Origin of the sequence: Teredinibacter franksiae, from assembly GCF_014218805.1 — a bacterium.
GTDB lineage: Bacteria > Pseudomonadota > Gammaproteobacteria > Pseudomonadales > Cellvibrionaceae > Teredinibacter > Teredinibacter franksiae.
This window is the reverse complement of sequence record NZ_JACJUV010000001.1, coordinates 806,406-823,055: the sequence shown is the minus strand read 5'-3', so window position 1 is coordinate 823,055 and position 16,650 is coordinate 806,406. Positions and strand designations below refer to the sequence as shown.

Annotated in this window: 10 protein-coding genes; 5 read left to right on the top strand and 5 right to left on the bottom strand. The window is 48.4% G+C overall.

Annotated elements, in window-relative coordinates; genetic code table 11:
• The first annotated feature begins 17 nt into the window (after positions 1 to 17).
• The 3 genes from H5336_RS03245 to H5336_RS03235 are packed head-to-tail and all read left to right on the top strand — an operon-like array spanning position 18 to position 8,188.
• Entirely contained in the window at positions 18 to 1,355 is a 1,338-nt protein-coding gene (locus H5336_RS03245; RefSeq protein ID WP_185231359.1) for a contractile injection system tape measure protein, read from the top strand.
• Positions 1,352 to 6,811 carry an eCIS core domain-containing protein gene (locus tag H5336_RS03240; protein WP_185231357.1) on the top strand — a complete coding sequence of 1,820 codons (5,460 nt, stop codon included), beginning with the start codon at positions 1,352 to 1,354 and terminating at the stop codon, positions 6,809 to 6,811. The genes H5336_RS03245 and H5336_RS03240 overlap by 4 nt, the downstream gene beginning before the upstream one ends.
• Positions 6,812 to 6,829: 18 nt before the next feature.
• Positions 6,830 to 8,188 (top strand): ATP-binding protein, encoded by a 1,359-nt coding sequence (locus tag H5336_RS03235; protein ID WP_185231355.1) that lies wholly within the window; start codon positions 6,830 to 6,832, stop codon positions 8,186 to 8,188.
• Between the two features lie 105 nt (positions 8,189 to 8,293).
• On the opposite strand, the gene pelA is transcribed toward H5336_RS03235, so the two are convergent.
• From pelA to H5336_RS03215, 4 genes are all read right to left on the bottom strand, one after another.
• Entirely contained in the window at positions 8,294 to 9,922 is a 1,629-nt protein-coding gene (gene pelA / locus H5336_RS03230) for a pectate lyase (protein ID WP_185231353.1), read from the bottom strand.
• A gap of 143 nt (positions 9,923 to 10,065) precedes the next feature.
• The gene (bioA, locus tag H5336_RS03225; protein ID WP_185231351.1) at positions 10,066 to 11,352 is read right to left on the bottom strand and encodes an adenosylmethionine--8-amino-7-oxononanoate transaminase; all 1,287 of its coding nucleotides are present in this window, start codon (positions 11,350 to 11,352) and stop codon (positions 10,066 to 10,068) included.
• Between the two features lie 48 nt (positions 11,353 to 11,400).
• Positions 11,401 to 12,165, bottom strand: coding sequence for a PilZ domain-containing protein (locus H5336_RS03220; RefSeq protein WP_185231349.1), 765 nt, complete (start codon positions 12,163 to 12,165; stop codon positions 11,401 to 11,403).
• A 17-nt stretch (positions 12,166 to 12,182) separates the two neighbouring features.
• Positions 12,183 to 12,413, bottom strand: coding sequence for a hypothetical protein (locus H5336_RS03215; RefSeq protein ID WP_185235822.1), 231 nt, complete (start codon positions 12,411 to 12,413; stop codon positions 12,183 to 12,185).
• Between H5336_RS03215 and ttcA the strand changes: the two genes are divergently transcribed.
• Positions 12,352 to 13,341, top strand: a complete 990-nt coding sequence (gene ttcA, locus H5336_RS03210) for a tRNA 2-thiocytidine(32) synthetase TtcA (protein ID WP_185235612.1) — start codon at positions 12,352 to 12,354, stop codon at positions 13,339 to 13,341. The two genes, H5336_RS03215 and ttcA, sit on opposite strands and share 62 nt — an antisense overlap.
• A 93-nt stretch (positions 13,342 to 13,434) precedes the next feature.
• Positions 13,435 to 15,888, top strand: coding sequence for a putative bifunctional diguanylate cyclase/phosphodiesterase (locus H5336_RS03205; RefSeq protein ID WP_185231346.1), 2,454 nt, complete (start codon positions 13,435 to 13,437; stop codon positions 15,886 to 15,888).
• A 44-nt stretch (positions 15,889 to 15,932) separates the two neighbouring features.
• On the opposite strand, the gene H5336_RS03200 is transcribed toward H5336_RS03205, so the two are convergent.
• Positions 15,933 to 16,649, bottom strand: a complete 717-nt coding sequence (locus tag H5336_RS03200; protein WP_185231344.1) for a 16S rRNA (uracil(1498)-N(3))-methyltransferase — start codon at positions 16,647 to 16,649, stop codon at positions 15,933 to 15,935.
• Position 16,650: the final 1 nt, after the last annotated feature.

Genomic DNA, 16,650 nt, shown 5'->3' with positions numbered 1-16,650 from the left:
AATATATCGGTTAAAATGTGCATCATGTTCGCAGCGCCAATTTCCGTTTAAAAACCGCTTCGGAGAACGTCGAACCTCGCGTGCGCCAGGAGTGGCAGCGCTGGTTCGAATTTCGTTTTACGCCGTTATTGGATCAAACTCTTAGTCAATGGCAGGCTGACAATCGTATTCCTCCCGAACGTCTAATCGATGTTGCACAGCTGAACGTGAATATTGGGCAGCTTTCGGAAAATCTTTCAGATGCTGAGCTTCTTAGTAAGCTTGAAATACAAGTATATCCGCAATTAAGGGCCCAGTGTTTGTCGGTGGTAGCGACAAACACTGGGCCTGTCATTAGCCGGAAAACTCAAGGGCTAGCTGATTACTGCCAGTTTCTCCAGTTTGGGCAATGGCCATTCGCTAGCGCTCATTCATCCGTCATCGAAATTGAAAGCTGGTTCCTGCAGGATTCACAAAATGTGGATGCCCTAATCAAATTATTAATACGCTATCGGCGCAGTAAGGTAGTTTGGCTAAGGTTTTTGTACCAACATAGTGAAGCCTTCTTGGTTCGAGTTGCCGCGTGTTTGCCTGAATCAGAGCCCATACCAAATGGGTTCGCAATAACCCTTAACATGCAAAGTGCCGAGCTTTGTGCATTATTCTGGCGGTTGTGGACGGGTGTACTGCACGTTGGTGGGGTTGGGTTGAATAGCCAGCCAGTGAAAAATGCATTATTAGATCTTAATTTACCCATAGCTGGGCTGAGTATTACTCAGTTTGTCGATACGGTTATTCACGCCGGTGGTAAATTGGTAGCAGACGATTCAAATACCAAAGAAATGTTAAAGGAGGCTGATGCAGCGGCTACGGGTTTTATTGTTCAGCAGGCCGGAGTTGTATTGCTTCATCCCTTTTTACAAAGCCTCTTTGATTCAATGGGTTGCCTCCATAATAATGAATTTAAAACAGAAGCTAACCAGCTTGCCGCAATAGCGGCCCTACAATTCGCCGCTACAGGCTCTACCGAGGCCGATGAATCTTGCCTACTATTTCATAAATGGCTCGTAGGTTGGCCGCTATCGAAACCCCTGCCACGTAAGCTACACCTCCCGTTAAGCGTACAAAGCGAAATTACTACCATGCTGGAGGCGGTTATTGGGCATTGGGCGGCATTAAAAAACACGTCGATAGAGGGGCTGCGCGAAACCTTCTTTCAGCGCAGTGGTAGCTTAAAAGTTCAGGAAACCGGGTACATACTGTATGTTGAACAACGGTCGGTCGACATCTTATTGAAGCAATTACCCTGGGGTTTTGAGTTGGTTGTTTTGCCATGGTTAAAGCAGCCGCTATATGTAAGCTGGGAGGCCCAATGAAAACCAAGCATTCTCAGGTTATACCGTCGAGTAGCAGCCACCACTCTCGCTCAAGCAGTCAATCTCAACCAGTACAGGCCGGTGCGTGTACGCCATCGTTAGCGGAGACTTCTCGGCATGTGCTAGGACTACAGCCAGCCATTAAATTAGGTCGGTCAAACGACAGGTGCGAGCTTCAAGCCGATCGTGTTGCCGATAGAGTTGTGTCGGGGGAGACAGCTATTAGTACGGGTTTGGCTTTAGAAAACCCCCAAGCTGAAAAAACGCAAAAGAAAAACCAAGCCACCAAACAGGCTGAAAACAGTGTATCGCCGGAGCTGGAAGAAAAAACTGAACTGCAGGCCAAAGGTGAACAGGGAGCGAAGCTATCGCCAGAGTTGGATAGTGATGACCCTGAACCCAGCAATTTGGAGCTACAGGCAAAGGAGCAAATAGTTGTACCCACCCAAGATGATAAAGCGCTGCAGGCGAAGGTGAATACCGAAGCGTCTTTCAAAGAAAGCGACGGGGCAGAGCAAGCCAATGTACAGGCCAATGTACAAGCCAATGTACAAGCCAATGTACAAGCCAATGTACAAGCCAATGTACAAGCGAAGTCGGCCAATACAGAAGCGGCTACGGGTGTGGGTAGCTCGGCAGCTTTCTCAAAACAGGGTTCACCTTTAAGTTCAGCTGTACGTGGAAAAATGGAGCGAGCGTTCGAGGCGGATTTTAGCGGTGTGCGCATTCATACCGATGACGCGGCGGTACTCTTAAATAAGGCGCTTGGGGCAAGGGCGCTTACCCATGGCGAACATATTTATTTCAATCAACAAGAATTCTCACCCCATAATCGCAACGGCGAGCATCTACTTGCTCATGAACTGACCCATACGTTACAACAAAAACAGTCTTCAGTGCAGGCAGTCGAGCCTCAGCGCAAAGAGCAGGATGAAAATTATCTTGTACGGCCCGAACTACTTGATGCTGTGAATTTCGCGCGTAGCCGTATTGGGTCAGTTAACGCAAAACAAACGGATGAAGATGGGAATAGGGTAGGTTGGAAGTTTCTACAGGAGTTTTTTAATGTTGCTTTCGGCGGGCAACATCCCCTAAGTGAGAGTGTTATCCAGCAACCGGTAATGTTGGCGGGGCCAGACGGTAAAAACAAAGACGCGCTACCCAGCTGGTGCGGTATTTTTGTTTGGTGGTCTTTAAAGAGTGCCGGCATACCCATACCGGACTGGAAGTTGGGGCAGTCTGCAATGGCTTTTTTAAAGGTTCGGCCAAAAGGCGATATGCCGCGCAAAGGGGATATAGCCTACAGGGCGGCTTTTCAGCATTTTGCTATTGTATCCGGGGTAAAAACCGAAAATGGTCAAGTACAAATAGCGACTATAAATGGCAATACCGCTGGTGCAGACAATTTAGGTGGCCAAATTCAGGAGCAGTGGCATTCACCCAAACAGTGGCTCGGTTTTTTTGACCCTACTGCAAAATTAAGCCTTCCGGAAAAACCCCTTGTTAGTACGGGGCTCGCACCCGATTTAGCCGTGACAGCCGAAAAAAACACCGCGGATCAGAGTGAACCTGTTCAGGGTAATACTGCGACCCCGGCGGGTAAAGACTCTTCTTCAGTAAAAAGTGACGCGGAGATCGCTGCGGACGGTGACCTAAGTACAGCTTCGCAAGAACTGGAAAAACCAGCAGACAAAGAGGTAACCCTAGAGCTACCCGATATTCCCGCTGCCCCGGCAATGGAACCAGCAGCCAAAATTGAATCACTGGACCTCAAAGGTAGTTCAGACAAAGCTGTATCCACCACGGCAACGGCCAAACCTTCGCAAATTGCGCTGGAGGGCCATAAACTTGGTGGGGCAGTTACGGGCAAGCTTAAGAGTGAGCAGGCAGAGGAAGCCAAAGGTGCGCCAAAATTGCAGGTAAACCTTGCCGGGAATGTCACGGCAGGCATTACAACGGCGGACCAACTATCACCCGAAAGTGCAGATATTAAGGATGCAAAAAAAGACACCAGTCCGCAGGCCTTAAATGCTGACCCCCACATAAATCACGGTGCTGCGCCTTCCAATAGCCAAAGCGAAAAAGAACTGGAAAAGCAAAGCCAAAGCGGTAGCTTTCTAGATTGGCTAAAAGCCAATATAAAGCGCTTTATGAATGCGGTTAAAACCCGCGACTCCAACCTTAATACCAGTGCCGGACCGCGTCAAAAAGTAGCTCTTGAAGGTGGTTCAGACCCTTCGCGTATGGCCGAACAGCGCGAGGATGCCGGGAATAAGTTACGTGGTAAGCGTGACGACCTAACGGGCAAATTGAAGTCACACCCTGGTCAGTCGAACATACAAGCAAAATCAGTGCAGCAAACGAAGCCTGTAATACTTACGAAAGTAGAAACCCCAGCCGTAGAAACAACTCAGGCGAACGATGCCAAAGACTATGCCGAGGCGGCGCTCCCACAAACTGTTCGCGACAAAGCTGATGAGCAGCTTACTAAAGGCATGGCGAAGAACCTTTCTAAAGCCGATCAGGATTCTCGTCAGGCAGCTGACAAGAAAACGCATGATAAATCTCAAGCTGTTTCAGATGCCGAAGCAAAAAATAGAAAACTCAACGATCAAGCCGACGCAGACCAGAAGAAGTTGGTTATCGATAACCGCAAATCCGTTGCTGAAAAGCAAAAAGAGGGTATTAACAAGGCCTACGCAGGCGTAAATACCTTCGAGCAAGACGCGGGAAAACGTCAGGCCGACAATAAAAAGGAAATACAAAGTAAAGTTAAAACGTCTGAAAAGAAAGCAGACGACGAACTCAAAAAAGGTGAAAAGCAGGCCGAAGCCAAAAAACTAGCGGGCGAAAAAGAAGCGCAGGAGAAGAAAGAGAAACTCGAGCGTGAGCAGAAGAATCAAAGCTGGTGGGATAGAGCAAAAAACGCGATTAAGAGCGCTGTTAAGGCCATTACAGCGGCGATAGATAAAGTTTTTACTGCTGTTCGATCAGCCGTAAAAACACTTATTGATAAGGCAAAGAATCTTGCCATTAGCGCCATTAACGCGGCGCGAAACTATGTGGTGGACAAACTCAACAAATTCCGCGACTGGGCCAAAGATAAGGTGAATAAATACCTGGGTGAGCATTTCCCCGGTATTGCGGCCGCCATTAATTCGGCAATCGACAGTGTAGTGGATGTGGCCATTGCCGGGGTGAATATGGTCGCTGATGGTGCTATTGCTGCCGTGGAAGCCGTTGCCAAAGTTCTGACAGCGGCGTTGGATAAAATATTGTCGGTATTTCAAGCAGCGTTAAAGGCCGCAGTACAGATTGTTGGCGCGGTGCTTACGGGCGATTTTCTAGAGGCACTCAAAATTGCCATTCGAGCGGGTTGCGACATAGCCGGAATTGACTCAAAGCCTATATTTGACTTCTTTGATCGCGCCGGAAAAAAGTTGATTTCTATTCTTAAAAGCCCGGGTAAGTTCTTTAATAACCTTGTTACTGCCATAGGGATGGGCGTAAGAGGGTTTGTTAAAAACATTAAGCAGCACCTAATAAAAGGTCTCATTGGTTGGCTTACGGGAACGCTGTCTGAGGCCAATATAACCCTGCCTGAAAAATTTGATGTTAAGGGTATTTTTAATTTGGTTATGCAAATATTGGGGTTGACCTATGCCAATATAAAGGCCCGCATAATTAAACGTTACCCAAAAGCCGAAAAAGTAATTGGTGCCATAGAGAAGGGCGTTAAGATCATACATCTCTTGGTGACTAAAGGGCCGATCGCACTGTGGGAAATGGTAAAGAAAAGCATGGCCAATCTCAAAGAGATGGTTATGAGTGCAATTCGAAACTTTGTTATCACTACCGTTATTAAAGAGGCGGTAACTTGGCTACTCGGTCTGCTCAACCCTGCTGGGGCCTTGGTGAAAATATTGAAATTACTTTTCGATCTGGTAATGTTTTTTGTAGAACGCTTCCAGCAGATTAAAGAATTTATTCTATCGGTTTACGGTGCTGTAGTCTCGATTGCCAGTGGGGTGCTGGGGAAGGCCGCAGCGGCTGTCGAAAACGCAATGGCAAAGAGCTTGCCGGTGGTGATTGGCTTGTTGGCCTCTCTTGCCGGTTTGGGTGGTATAGGTAAAACCATTCAGGGGATTATTAAGAAGGTTACGACACCCATTAATAAGGTGATCGATAAAATAATCGATAAAGTTGTCTCGTTCGCTAAAAAACTACTTAAGTCGGGAAAAAAAGCGGCGAAAAAAATTAAAAGTAAATTGATTCAATGGTGGAAAGTAAAGCGTAAATTCAAAGCTAAAAATGGCGAAACACATACTTTATTCCTAAAAGGTAGTGGCGCATCGGCAAAGCTTACTATGCGCAGCGATGAAGGGCCCTATGCTAGTTTTATAGGTTCGGTAGATGAAGCCAGCCTGACGGCTAAGCAGAAGCCGCACTTGGCTGCAGCAAAAGTGACCGCGTCGGAAATTGATACTGAGCGTAAGAAAAAGGTGGCCGGCAAGACGGATGCCGAAAAAGAGAAGAATGCCGAGGCGAAAAAAATTAAGCTGGATGAACTCTTGGTAGCGTTAGGAAAGGATACCGCTTACCTTTTTGGGGCAACTCTGGAGAAATGGCGAAAGCCAAATTATAAACCCAAAGAGAATTCTGCCGGTTTCGGAACTTTTATGGAAATTTCGATGCTGACAAAAAGTGGAGATGGGTGGAAGGGTGGTTATGGGCCCACACAAAAGAAGCATGCCGTATATGATGTGTTGAATTTGAGACGTCAATCCAAGGGCGCCAGCTTTTACATTCGTGGACACTTATTAAATGATAATTTGGGAGGGCCGGGTGAGTGGTACAATATGACCCCGCTTTCGAGGGAGGGCAACCACCAGCACGAGGCTCAGGTGGAAAGCTTTGTAAAAGCCGGTTTTAATTCGGGTGCAGCTCAACGGTATAAAGTTGTGCCTGACTATTCAGGTCAGAGTGGTGGGCAGGCGTTAAAAACCGGACTTGCGACAAAATACCCTACACAGTCGGCTATTTTCAACAAAATTATTGATGCCGAAGATAATGTGCCTTCTGCGCTTGTTATTGAAGCGGCTATCTTGCATAAAAAAGATAATAAATACGAGGATAAAACCACAAAAAAATGGACGCTGGTAAACCCAATACAACGGAATGTGGATAGCTATTTTCTCGCCGATAGCCCTAAAATTATCGCGGTAAAACTGAGTGAGCTAAGCAGCGCGCAGGAACTTGTTGGTCTGAATCATGTCGATATTAGCGCGCAGGCTGGCGCAATCTATAAAGCTGTAGTCGCACGAAAAGCCGATAATACCAACGGTTGGTTCGCGTCTTATGAGGCATTGGTTAAAGAAGTACAAAAACACGGCGGTACGGCGACTATAAGCGATTTCACCAGCTGGAATAAAAAGGGATTTATTCTACTTAAGTAAAGTTTTTAGGGTATATAGATGACAGACACTAATGCTGCAAACCTTAGCCATGCGTTTAACTACCTTTCGCAGGTACTGGTAGCGCGAATTCGTTTGCACCTCGATAAGGACAGTCGACCACAGGCGGAAGAATTGCCGGGGCTCGCTTTTTTTGAGGACGGTTCGGCGTTTGCGAATTTTATTCAACAATATCAGCCCAGTTTTGATGAGTATGTAACGTTATTACTGGCTTTAGTGCCCCATGTACAGCCGGGGCTTATCGATAGCCTGTATGCGGAGCACCTTCCTGAAAAGGGATTGTTTTCCGAGTTCGGCGGCAGCAGGGATAATGTTAACCAGGTCTTTCAGCCCACGGGCGAAACAGCCTTGTATGTACTGGCGGGACGCGATTTGGACCGCCGGTTTTCGGTGCAAAAGCTTTTTTCGGTGGATCACTGGTTTGCGGTAAACAATATTGTTTTACTGCAGCCGGCTAAATCCGGCGACCCTTATTTTAGCGGACGTTTGCTTTTAAACCCGGATTATGTCGAATTATTCACAACAGGTAAAATCAGTAGTCCGCATTTTAACTCTGAGTTTCCCGCGCAGGAACTCTTGACGACGCTAGAATGGTCAGACCTTGTGTTGTCGGATAAGGTACGCGAGCGTATTAGTGAAATTCGTTTATGGATAGAAAAAAATAGTACGCTATTACTCGAATGGGAAATGGCAGCCAAATTAAGGCCTGGGTATCGCGCATTATTCTACGGCCCACCCGGCACAGGTAAAACCCTTACGGCTTCTCTTTTGGGTAAATATACAGAGCGGCCTGTGTACCGCGTAGACCTTTCTACGGTGGTATCTAAATATATTGGCGAAACGGAAAAGAATCTGGCAACGCTTTTTGATAAAGCTCAAAGCCGAGATTGGATACTGTTTTTTGACGAAGCCGATGCGTTGTTTGGGAAACGCACGGGCGTAAAGGATTCACACGACCGTTTCGCCAACCAGGAGGTTTCCTACTTGCTACAAAAAGTGGAGCAATTTGATGGTCTGGTGATTCTTGCGTCTAACTTAAAGGCGAATTTGGATGATGCCTTTTTGCGCCGGTTTAACGCCGTAATTCCGTTTTCTTTTCCAGATGTGGTCGAGCGTGAAAAAATATGGGCGGTCTGTCTGCCCGAGGGTGTACGCATAATTGGCCATGATAAGCCCATAGCTTATTTGGCTCTTTACGAACTGGCCGGTGGTTCTATCGTTAACGTTGTTCATTACGCTTGTTTACGGTCGCTGGGGCGGAACGACGAAAAGGAGTTGTTGCTTGAAGAGCTCGTTGCCGGTATTGAATTGGAAATGGAGAAAGAGGGCAAAGTATTTCGCCGTGTGATAGACGAATAGAGGTGCTCGCGAGAAAAGCGATTATAGGGGTATAAAAAAAGAGGCCGGTTGGCCTCTTTTTGAGTTTTAGATGATTTAAATATGTTGGTGCCTGAGCATTACGCGTTAGTAACCAACGCTGTTTGCATAAGAGATGATTTTATCGCCGTACCCACCGCCCCAGCTGTAACCATTGCGGCGCTCTTCGGATATATTCATTATGTCGTATACCTTACGGCTGTCACGGTCACTGAAGAAGCCAGCATTTGTGTCTAAGTCGTAAAAACGGTACCACACTTTACTGCCGGGGCTGGCGACAAATTTTTCTTCAACGGACTTGTCGTAGGTGTAATCGGCTAAATAAGTATTTGGGCTTCTGAACCACGCCAGCGCAGCTTTTACGGCGGTTTCAATTTCGGTAGATTGTGGTTGGGTCATTAAGAATGCAATCACCTCTACGGATTCGCTACCGCTTAAAGATACAAGCTCATAGGCACGGGCTTGTTTAGGTTGGTAGTCGAAGGCACCGTGTTGTGCGCACCATACGGTTAGTGTGCCATCTTGTGTCCACTGAGATTTGAGAATGTAATCTATACCGAGGTTAATGGCGTTTTGCAGCTTGGCTTTTTGTTCCGTTGTAAATACGTCACTGTCGAATGGGTAAGCATTGTTGTTGGCTTTATCTAGAACAACCAATGCGCGCGACATGGCATCGTCATTAAAGGTTGCGTGGTCAGCGTAGCCACCTTTTAACGGATAAAACTGGGGGAAGGCGCCTGTACTGTATTGCATTTCCAGTAGAAAATCGAGGGCCGCCCTAGCCGCCGTCCGGTATTTTTCTTGACCGCCACGCTGATAAATATCGGCGAGGTAGGTCATTTCTGCGGTGGTCGCACCGTTGTCTATAGTGCCGCTAGAACTGCCGCCGCTACCCATACTGGTGTATTCCTGATTTTTCGGAAAGCCACCGTTGGTTAATTGGTAAGAGAGTAAAATATCGGCAAAAGCTTCGTCGCCAGACACACTGCCTGTATGCCAGTCGGTGTATTTGTTAAAGCGTGAATACACGGGGTTACCGGTTTGCGAAAGCATTGGCCCTGTGGGTGTGGTAACAGTAGTTTCGCAGTTAGCCGCTTGGGCGGAGCCCCTTATTGTGAGGGAATCGATGTTGGCAAGGCCAGAATCACCCGTAGCAATGAGGCTTAAATCGTAACTGCCCGGCGTTAATGACACGGTCACGGTTGTGGTTAACCAGGTTGCCCAGTCGGCGGTTGCAGGGAAATCCACAGCGGCCTGAGTATTACCATCCACCAGAATATCGGCGGGGCGCTCGGTGGTACTTGCATAGCGGAAGGTGAGGTCGTAGTTACCGTTGTCACTGACGGTAATGCGCCAGTTTATACCGGTATCGGGAGCATTGGTCGTGTTGGCAAAGCCGGCGCCGGTATACCCGGCGTTGTCGGTATCAATAGAGCCATCAACGTTGCAAAAACCTTGCTCGTCTTCCTCAATAACCAGATCGCCACCGGTGCTGGATTGTGACGAGCTGCTGGATGACATGCTAGTTGATGAAGAACTCGAGGATGATGAGCTGCTGGAACTCGAATCTACCGAGCTACTTGAGCTGGATTCTACAGAGCTACTAGAGCTTGAAACACTGCTGGAATTGTTCGTAGGAGAATCCCCAGAACCTCCACCACAGCCAGCCACCAGACCAGCGAGGACGATACATATTGCCAACTTCACACTATTCATGGGGTTTCACTCTTGCGTTTATATTTGAAAACAAAGACAAGCATATAGGCGCCAAAGGGTGCGAGCAATCAAAAATGACGGGGATTACTGATCAGTTGACCAAGTTCAATGAGAAAGCAGAACGGAAGCCGTAATTAGCCTGTTCAAAGCCGCTCTACCACACTGCAAATGGCGCTGGTGAGCTTTTGCAGCTCCGCTGGCGCCATGCAATAGGGTGGCATAACGTACACGCGGGTTGAGAACGGCCTCACCCACACCCCTTGTTCAACAAACAGGGGGGTTATGGTCGCCATATTCACCGGCTCTTTCATTTCGACCACGCCAATAGCCCCAAGGCAGCGCACGTCTTCGACTGAGGCCTGCTGTGTGCAAGGAGCCAAGCCTTCGCGTAGAGCTGTTTCCATCGATAAAACCTGTGGTTGCCAGTCGTTGGCGAGTAATAGCTCAATGCTCTTGTTGGCGACCGCACAGGCCAGAGGATTAGCCATAAACGTAGGGCCGTGCATAAAGCAGCCTGCTTCCCCTGCGCAAATGGTCTCGGCAACCTCATTAGTACAAAGGGTGGCGGCGAGGGTCATGTAGCCGCCGGTAAGGGCTTTTCCGAGGCAAAGAATATCCGGCGTTATACCGGCAAAGTCACAGGCAAACATTTTACCCGCCCGGCCAAACCCCGTGGCAATTTCATCGGCAATCAACAATACCCCGTATTCCTTACACAGCTCGCTGACACGCCTTAGGTAGTCTGCGGAGTAAAAGCGCATGGCGCCCGCGCCCTGAACGATGGGTTCGAGAATAACGGCCGCCAGGGTTTTATGGTGCTGTTGCAGTTGCTGGCGAATATCGAGCAGATACTTTTCGTCCCAAGCCTCACCGTATTTGCAGGCGGGTGCTTCGGTAAAAAACTGCTCGGTAAGTACGCCGTTGAATAGTTGGTGCATGCCGGTGACGGGGTCGCAAACCGACATAGCGGCAAAAGTATCACCGTGGTAACCCAGGCGCAGGCTTAGCATTTTATTTTTTTGCGGGTGGCCTTTGGCGTGCCAATATTGAATGGCCATTTTTTGGCCAATTTCGACTGCGACAGAGCCCGAATCGCTGAAAAAAACCTGTTCTAGGCCCACGGGTGTAATCTCAACCAAAGATTTGGCCAGCCGTGCGGCGGGCTCATGGGTGAGACCACCAAACATCACGTGAGCCATGTTATCCACTTGGTCTTTTATGGCCTGATTTAGCTCGGGGTGGTTATAGCCGTGAATCATGCTCCACCAAGACGCCATACCGTCTATAAGCCTGCGGCCGTCCTTCAAAACAATTTCAACCCCTTGGCAATGGTCTACGGCGTAGAGCTCAGCCGCTGAATTTACCGAGGAGTAGGGGTGCCAGATATGGGCTTTATCGAGGGCGAGAATTTGTTCCTGCGTAAGAGCCATGGTGACGGTCCGGTTGTTCAAACCGCTGCATTCTACCCGATTCTGCTGTTAGGCCGCTGCAAATCCGGAAATCGGTTGTTGGAAGCCAGAGTAGGCAGCAGGTGGTGTAATAATTGAATGGATAAAAGTATCAATTTGAGCCTGCTGCTCTTCGTTTATTACCCTAAATTGCAGGCGTATGTGGGTGTGGCAACATGGGGTGCGCAGGAAGCGGCTCTGACGAACCTGGCATTTCAGCGTGAGGTGGAAATGGTCGTTAAAGCGGAATATACCTTCAATTTGCGAGGTTTGATTAACGCTGGCTTTTAGGTCTTGGCCAAATACTTCCAAAAGTGCACCGCGACTGCTCAGGTTTGCAATCCACGCGGTTTGAAGCGGTTGGTTATCCAGCTGTAATTCCACCTGTGGCCCCTGACGGGGTTCAAAATACACCCGCGGATGCCAGCGTCGGTTGTGGGTAAGGTTAGTTTGACACACGCGAACGGTGAGTAATTCATGGCCTTTTTGGCCTTCAACTTCCAAAAGTTTAACTTCCAGATTAAAAAAGCCACTGTCACACTTAATCTGAATCCAGAAGCTAGCGCCGGGCCGCAGGCGTTGCTGAGGCCATGGGAAAAGCCCATCCAGCAACAAGAGAGAGCTTTGCAGGTCAAACCCATGAATAAAGCTTTGTAAGGTATCGCCGGTTGCCGGGTCAAATACCGTCACAAACTGGTGCTTCAGGCCACAAGCTACGAGAATGTCGGCCTCCCAGAGCTTCCAGTCTTTTTTTGTGGCATTTTTGGCCGTGATAGACGTGTGATTAAAATGCATAGTGCTGAACTTATTGATTAAATCGCATGGCCGGTTACTCCGGCGGGATCGGCCCCAATGGCTGATAGAGAGACGATTGCAAGGCTTGTGCCGGTAATTCGGTGCTGTGGGGAATTCGCATCAAAGTGCGATGGTGCGTGGTCTGCTGATTTATCCCCTTCATCTAGGTTGGCGTTTTGGCGGCGTATGGGCGGCAAGGCCTTGCCATTGACGGTGACAATTCCCTGCCGTGGCCAAACTCCGTACAATAGCGGCCTTTTTGTTCATTCCAGATTCAGGAGTTTTTGTTTGGACCAGTCTGCGTCAACATCCCGCACCGAGTTTAATAAGCTGCAAAAACGCTTACGCCGTAATACTGGTCGGGCGATTGCCGATTACAATATGATCGAAGAGGGCGACCGGATAATGGTTTGCCTCTCTGGGGGTAAGGATTCCTTCGGCATGTTGGATTTGTTAATGGGCCTGCAGCGCGCTGCACCGGTTAATTTCGAGCTGATAGCGGTTAACCTTGACCAAAAACAGCCCGGTTTCCCCGAGCATGTTTTGCCGGAATATCTACAGGGGCTTGGGGTTCCATACCATATCATTGAACGCGACACATACAGCGTAGTGAAGGAGATGATTCCAGAGGGGAAAACAACCTGCAGCCTGTGTTCCCGTCTGCGGCGCGGCACTTTGTATGGTTTTGCTGAAGAAATTGGGGCAACCAAAATAGCCCTGGGGCACCACCGGGATGATATGGTAGAGACGCTATTCCTCAATATGTTTTACGGTGGGCGCTTGAAATCTATGCCCCCCAAGCTGTTGGCAGACGATAAGCGCAATATCATTATTCGGCCCATGGCCTATTGCACCGAAGAGGATTTGGCAAATTATGCCGAAGCGCGTAAATACCCCATTATTCCTTGTAACCTCTGCGGATCACAAGATAACCTGCAACGTCAGGCGATTAAACAAATGTTGCGTGAGTGGGATACACAGTACCCGGGTCGGGTAGATACCATATTCGGCTCATTACAGCGTGTTTCACCCTCTCAGCTAGCCGATACCGACCTGTTTAACTTTCAGGATTTGACGCTGGACCGAAGTGAGCCGGCTAAAGCTGGCTCGGGGAAAGATGATAAAGTCGATTCTACTGATCCAGTACAGTATATTGAGGCGTTGAATCTGGGATGATTACTCAAAATCCGGCTAATATTAAGGGATTACGGATAAACTCAGGCCGTCGGCCGGGTAGTATTTGGCCCTACAATAATGTATAGGTAGAGAGTGCAAGGCTTTTTTCACGGCATATCATTTCGACTCGCTAAGTTGGGTGTCATCATCGCGCTATTAATTGGTCTGTTGATGAGTGCCATCCAAATCTACATGGACTTCCAAGTACAATCCGAGGAAGTGAATAATCAAATTGCCAGTATCACCGATATGTCCACGCCGCCCGCTGCGCGCGCGATTCACACGCTGGACAACATGCTGGCTAACGAAGTGGCCGAAGGTATTATGGTTAACGATTTTATCGTCGCCGTTACCATCGAAGACGAGCTGGGGAACGAAATTGCCCAGTCAAAACGGATACCACGTGAAAGTGGCACCATCTGGGTTACGCGGCGTATTTCCGAACACCTAAAAACTTTCAGCTCACCGCTGTATATTCCCGATCACGACAAAAACGATGATCATGGTATCATTCGCTTTGAAGTGGATATGGATGCGGCCTTTAGCGGTTTCTACAAACAGTCATCTGTAGTGATAATTATTGGCCTTATTCGCAGTTTCGTGATTGTGTCTATCCTATTCATTGTTTTCCACTACCTGCTCACTAAGCCGCTTATTCGAATTGCGGGCCAAATAAAAGATATTAACCCTGGCAGCCCAGGGGAACAGCGGTTGTCCTTGCCAACCCACACACGAGATGACGAGTTAAAGCAGTTGGTAAACAGTGGTAATCAGCTACTGGATGCCGTTGACTTGGCTTTGGCAAAACGCCGTGCCGTGGAAGTGGTTCTTCGAAAGAGTGAGGAACACGTTCGCCAGATTATCGATAGCCTGCCTGTATGGGTGGGTGCTCGCAATAAAGATGGCCACTATATATTTGCCAACAAGGCGCTCGCCGATTTTCTGCAAACCTCACCCGAAGCTATGCGCGGTTCCCATGTGGGCGATTTTTCGGCCTTCTTCTTAACCAACCCGGCAGAAGTGACCAACCTGGATTCAGAGGTTATAAAGTCGCGTATTAGTGCGCAAATCTGGGAAGAAAAGTGGATGGGTGCCGACGGTACAGAGCACAGCATGCATACCCATGTTATGCCCATGGAATTTTACGATGAAATTGTAGCCCTTGTGGTGTCCTCCGATATCACCGAGTTGAAATCGGCGCAGGCGCAAATGGAGCATATGGCCTACCACGATGCGCTTACTGATTTGCCTAACAGAAGCTACCTTGTAGAGCGGCTTGAAGAAGAAATTCGAAAATCCGCACGGCATGATTACTACGGTGCGCTGTTATTTATCGACCTCGACCAGTTTAAATACATTAACGACTCACTGGGCCACCCCGCCGGTGATGGTGTGTTAAAACATGTCGCCCAGCGGCTAATGGCTATAACCTCCGACCATGATGTAGTTGTGCGTTTAGGTGGAGATGAATTTGTAGTGGTACTCACCGACCTAGGTGAAGAGCTGTCTAACGCATTATTACGTGCAGAAGAAATTGGCGAGCGCATTCGCGCCTATGTATCCGAACCGCACTTTTACAACGACCTTGAACTTCATGTGACCTGTAGCGTGGGTATTGTGATTTACCCCGAAGACGACGCCGGTGTTCACGAGTTGTTACGTTATGCCGATACAGCCATGTACCAGGTGAAAGAGCAGGGCCGCGATGCTATTCAGTTCTTCAATAAGTACATGGCCGACAAAGCCCGAAATGTACTGGTTATGGAAGGTGAATTACACCGCGCGTTGGAAACCGACGCCTTTAGCCTGCATTACCAGCCGCGCGTGGACGTGCACACGGGGAAAATTGTGGGGGCAGAGGCGCTGATGCGCTGGAACCACCCAACCCGTGGCATGGTGCCGCCGGTAGAATTTATCCCTATTCTGGAAACATCGGGTTTAATTGTACAAGTGGGTATGTGGGTTCTACAGCGCTCTCTGCGTCAGGTTAAAGAATGGCAACGCATGGGGCTGTGGAGCAGCGATATGCGCTTAGGCGTTAACATCAGCCCTCGTCAATTCCGTTCCTCAAAATTCGTAGATGATGTAATTGATGTATTAGACAGCGAGGAATTTTCCGCTGAAATGCTGGAGATGGAAATTACAGAGGGTATTGTTATACACAACCTCGAAGAAACCATTAGTACTATGGCTACCCTACAGCGGCAGGGCATAAACTTCGCGTTAGATGATTTTGGTACAGGCTACTCTTCTATTAGTTATCTTAAGCAGCTACCGGTTGCCATACTGAAAATTGACCAGAGTTTTGTTCGCGATATTACCGAAGACCGTAACGATCGTGTACTAGTAGAAACCATTAGTGCCATGGGTAATATGTTGGAGCTAGAGGTGGTTGCAGAAGGCGTGGAAACTATCGCTCAATTGGATTTGGTTCGTCAGTACGGTTGCTCATACTATCAGGGCTATCTCGCGAGTCGCCCGGTCGCCCCTAATGCGTTTGAATTATTACTGGAAAAACGTATTATTTCGGTAACAGCCGAAACTTAGTTCGTTTGAACCTTCGCTAACTCGAAGCTTATCTAACCTGAATATTAAACGCCGTAAAGCGTTGCTAGAACCGCAGTAACCGCCGTTTCCACTTTAAGAATACGGCCACCCATCGATACCGGCGTAAAGTTACAGTCAGTGAAATACGCCACTTCTTTTTCGGTAAAACCACCCTCCGGACCAATCGCAAATATCGATGCAACGTCATTGCCCAAACGCGGACAGTTTTCGTAGGGGCCGGGGTGAGCAATGTATTGGTTTTTTCCTTCACTCAACCCGCTCAGGCTATCTTCCGCAAACGGGCGAAAACGCGGGTATTTTTCAACAATTGGAAGCTGAGTGGCAACCCCCTGCTCCAAACCACATAACAACTGTTTGTGAATCTCTTCCTCTGTAACAGAGGGCGATTGCCAAAAACTTTTTTCAACTTTCGCCGTTTGAATTAAACACAGCTTCTGTACCCCCAAACACGCAACTGTTTGCAAAATGCGTTTAATCATTTGCGGGCGTGGAAGGGCGAGCACCAGTGTAATGGGGCGCACGGGGGGCGGTGCCTGGTCCAGCGCATTAATGGCAATGGTTGTTTCTTCCGCCTGCGAGGTAATGGTTGCTGTTCCCAAGTTGCCATTAATTAGGCCAATACGAATCTGGTCGCCTACGGCGGCTTTCAGGATTTTTTGCGCGTGTTGGCTTTGTGCTCGGGTTAAACGGGCGCATTCGCTATTGAGACGTTGGTGAGATTCAAGCAGGAAAATATTCATG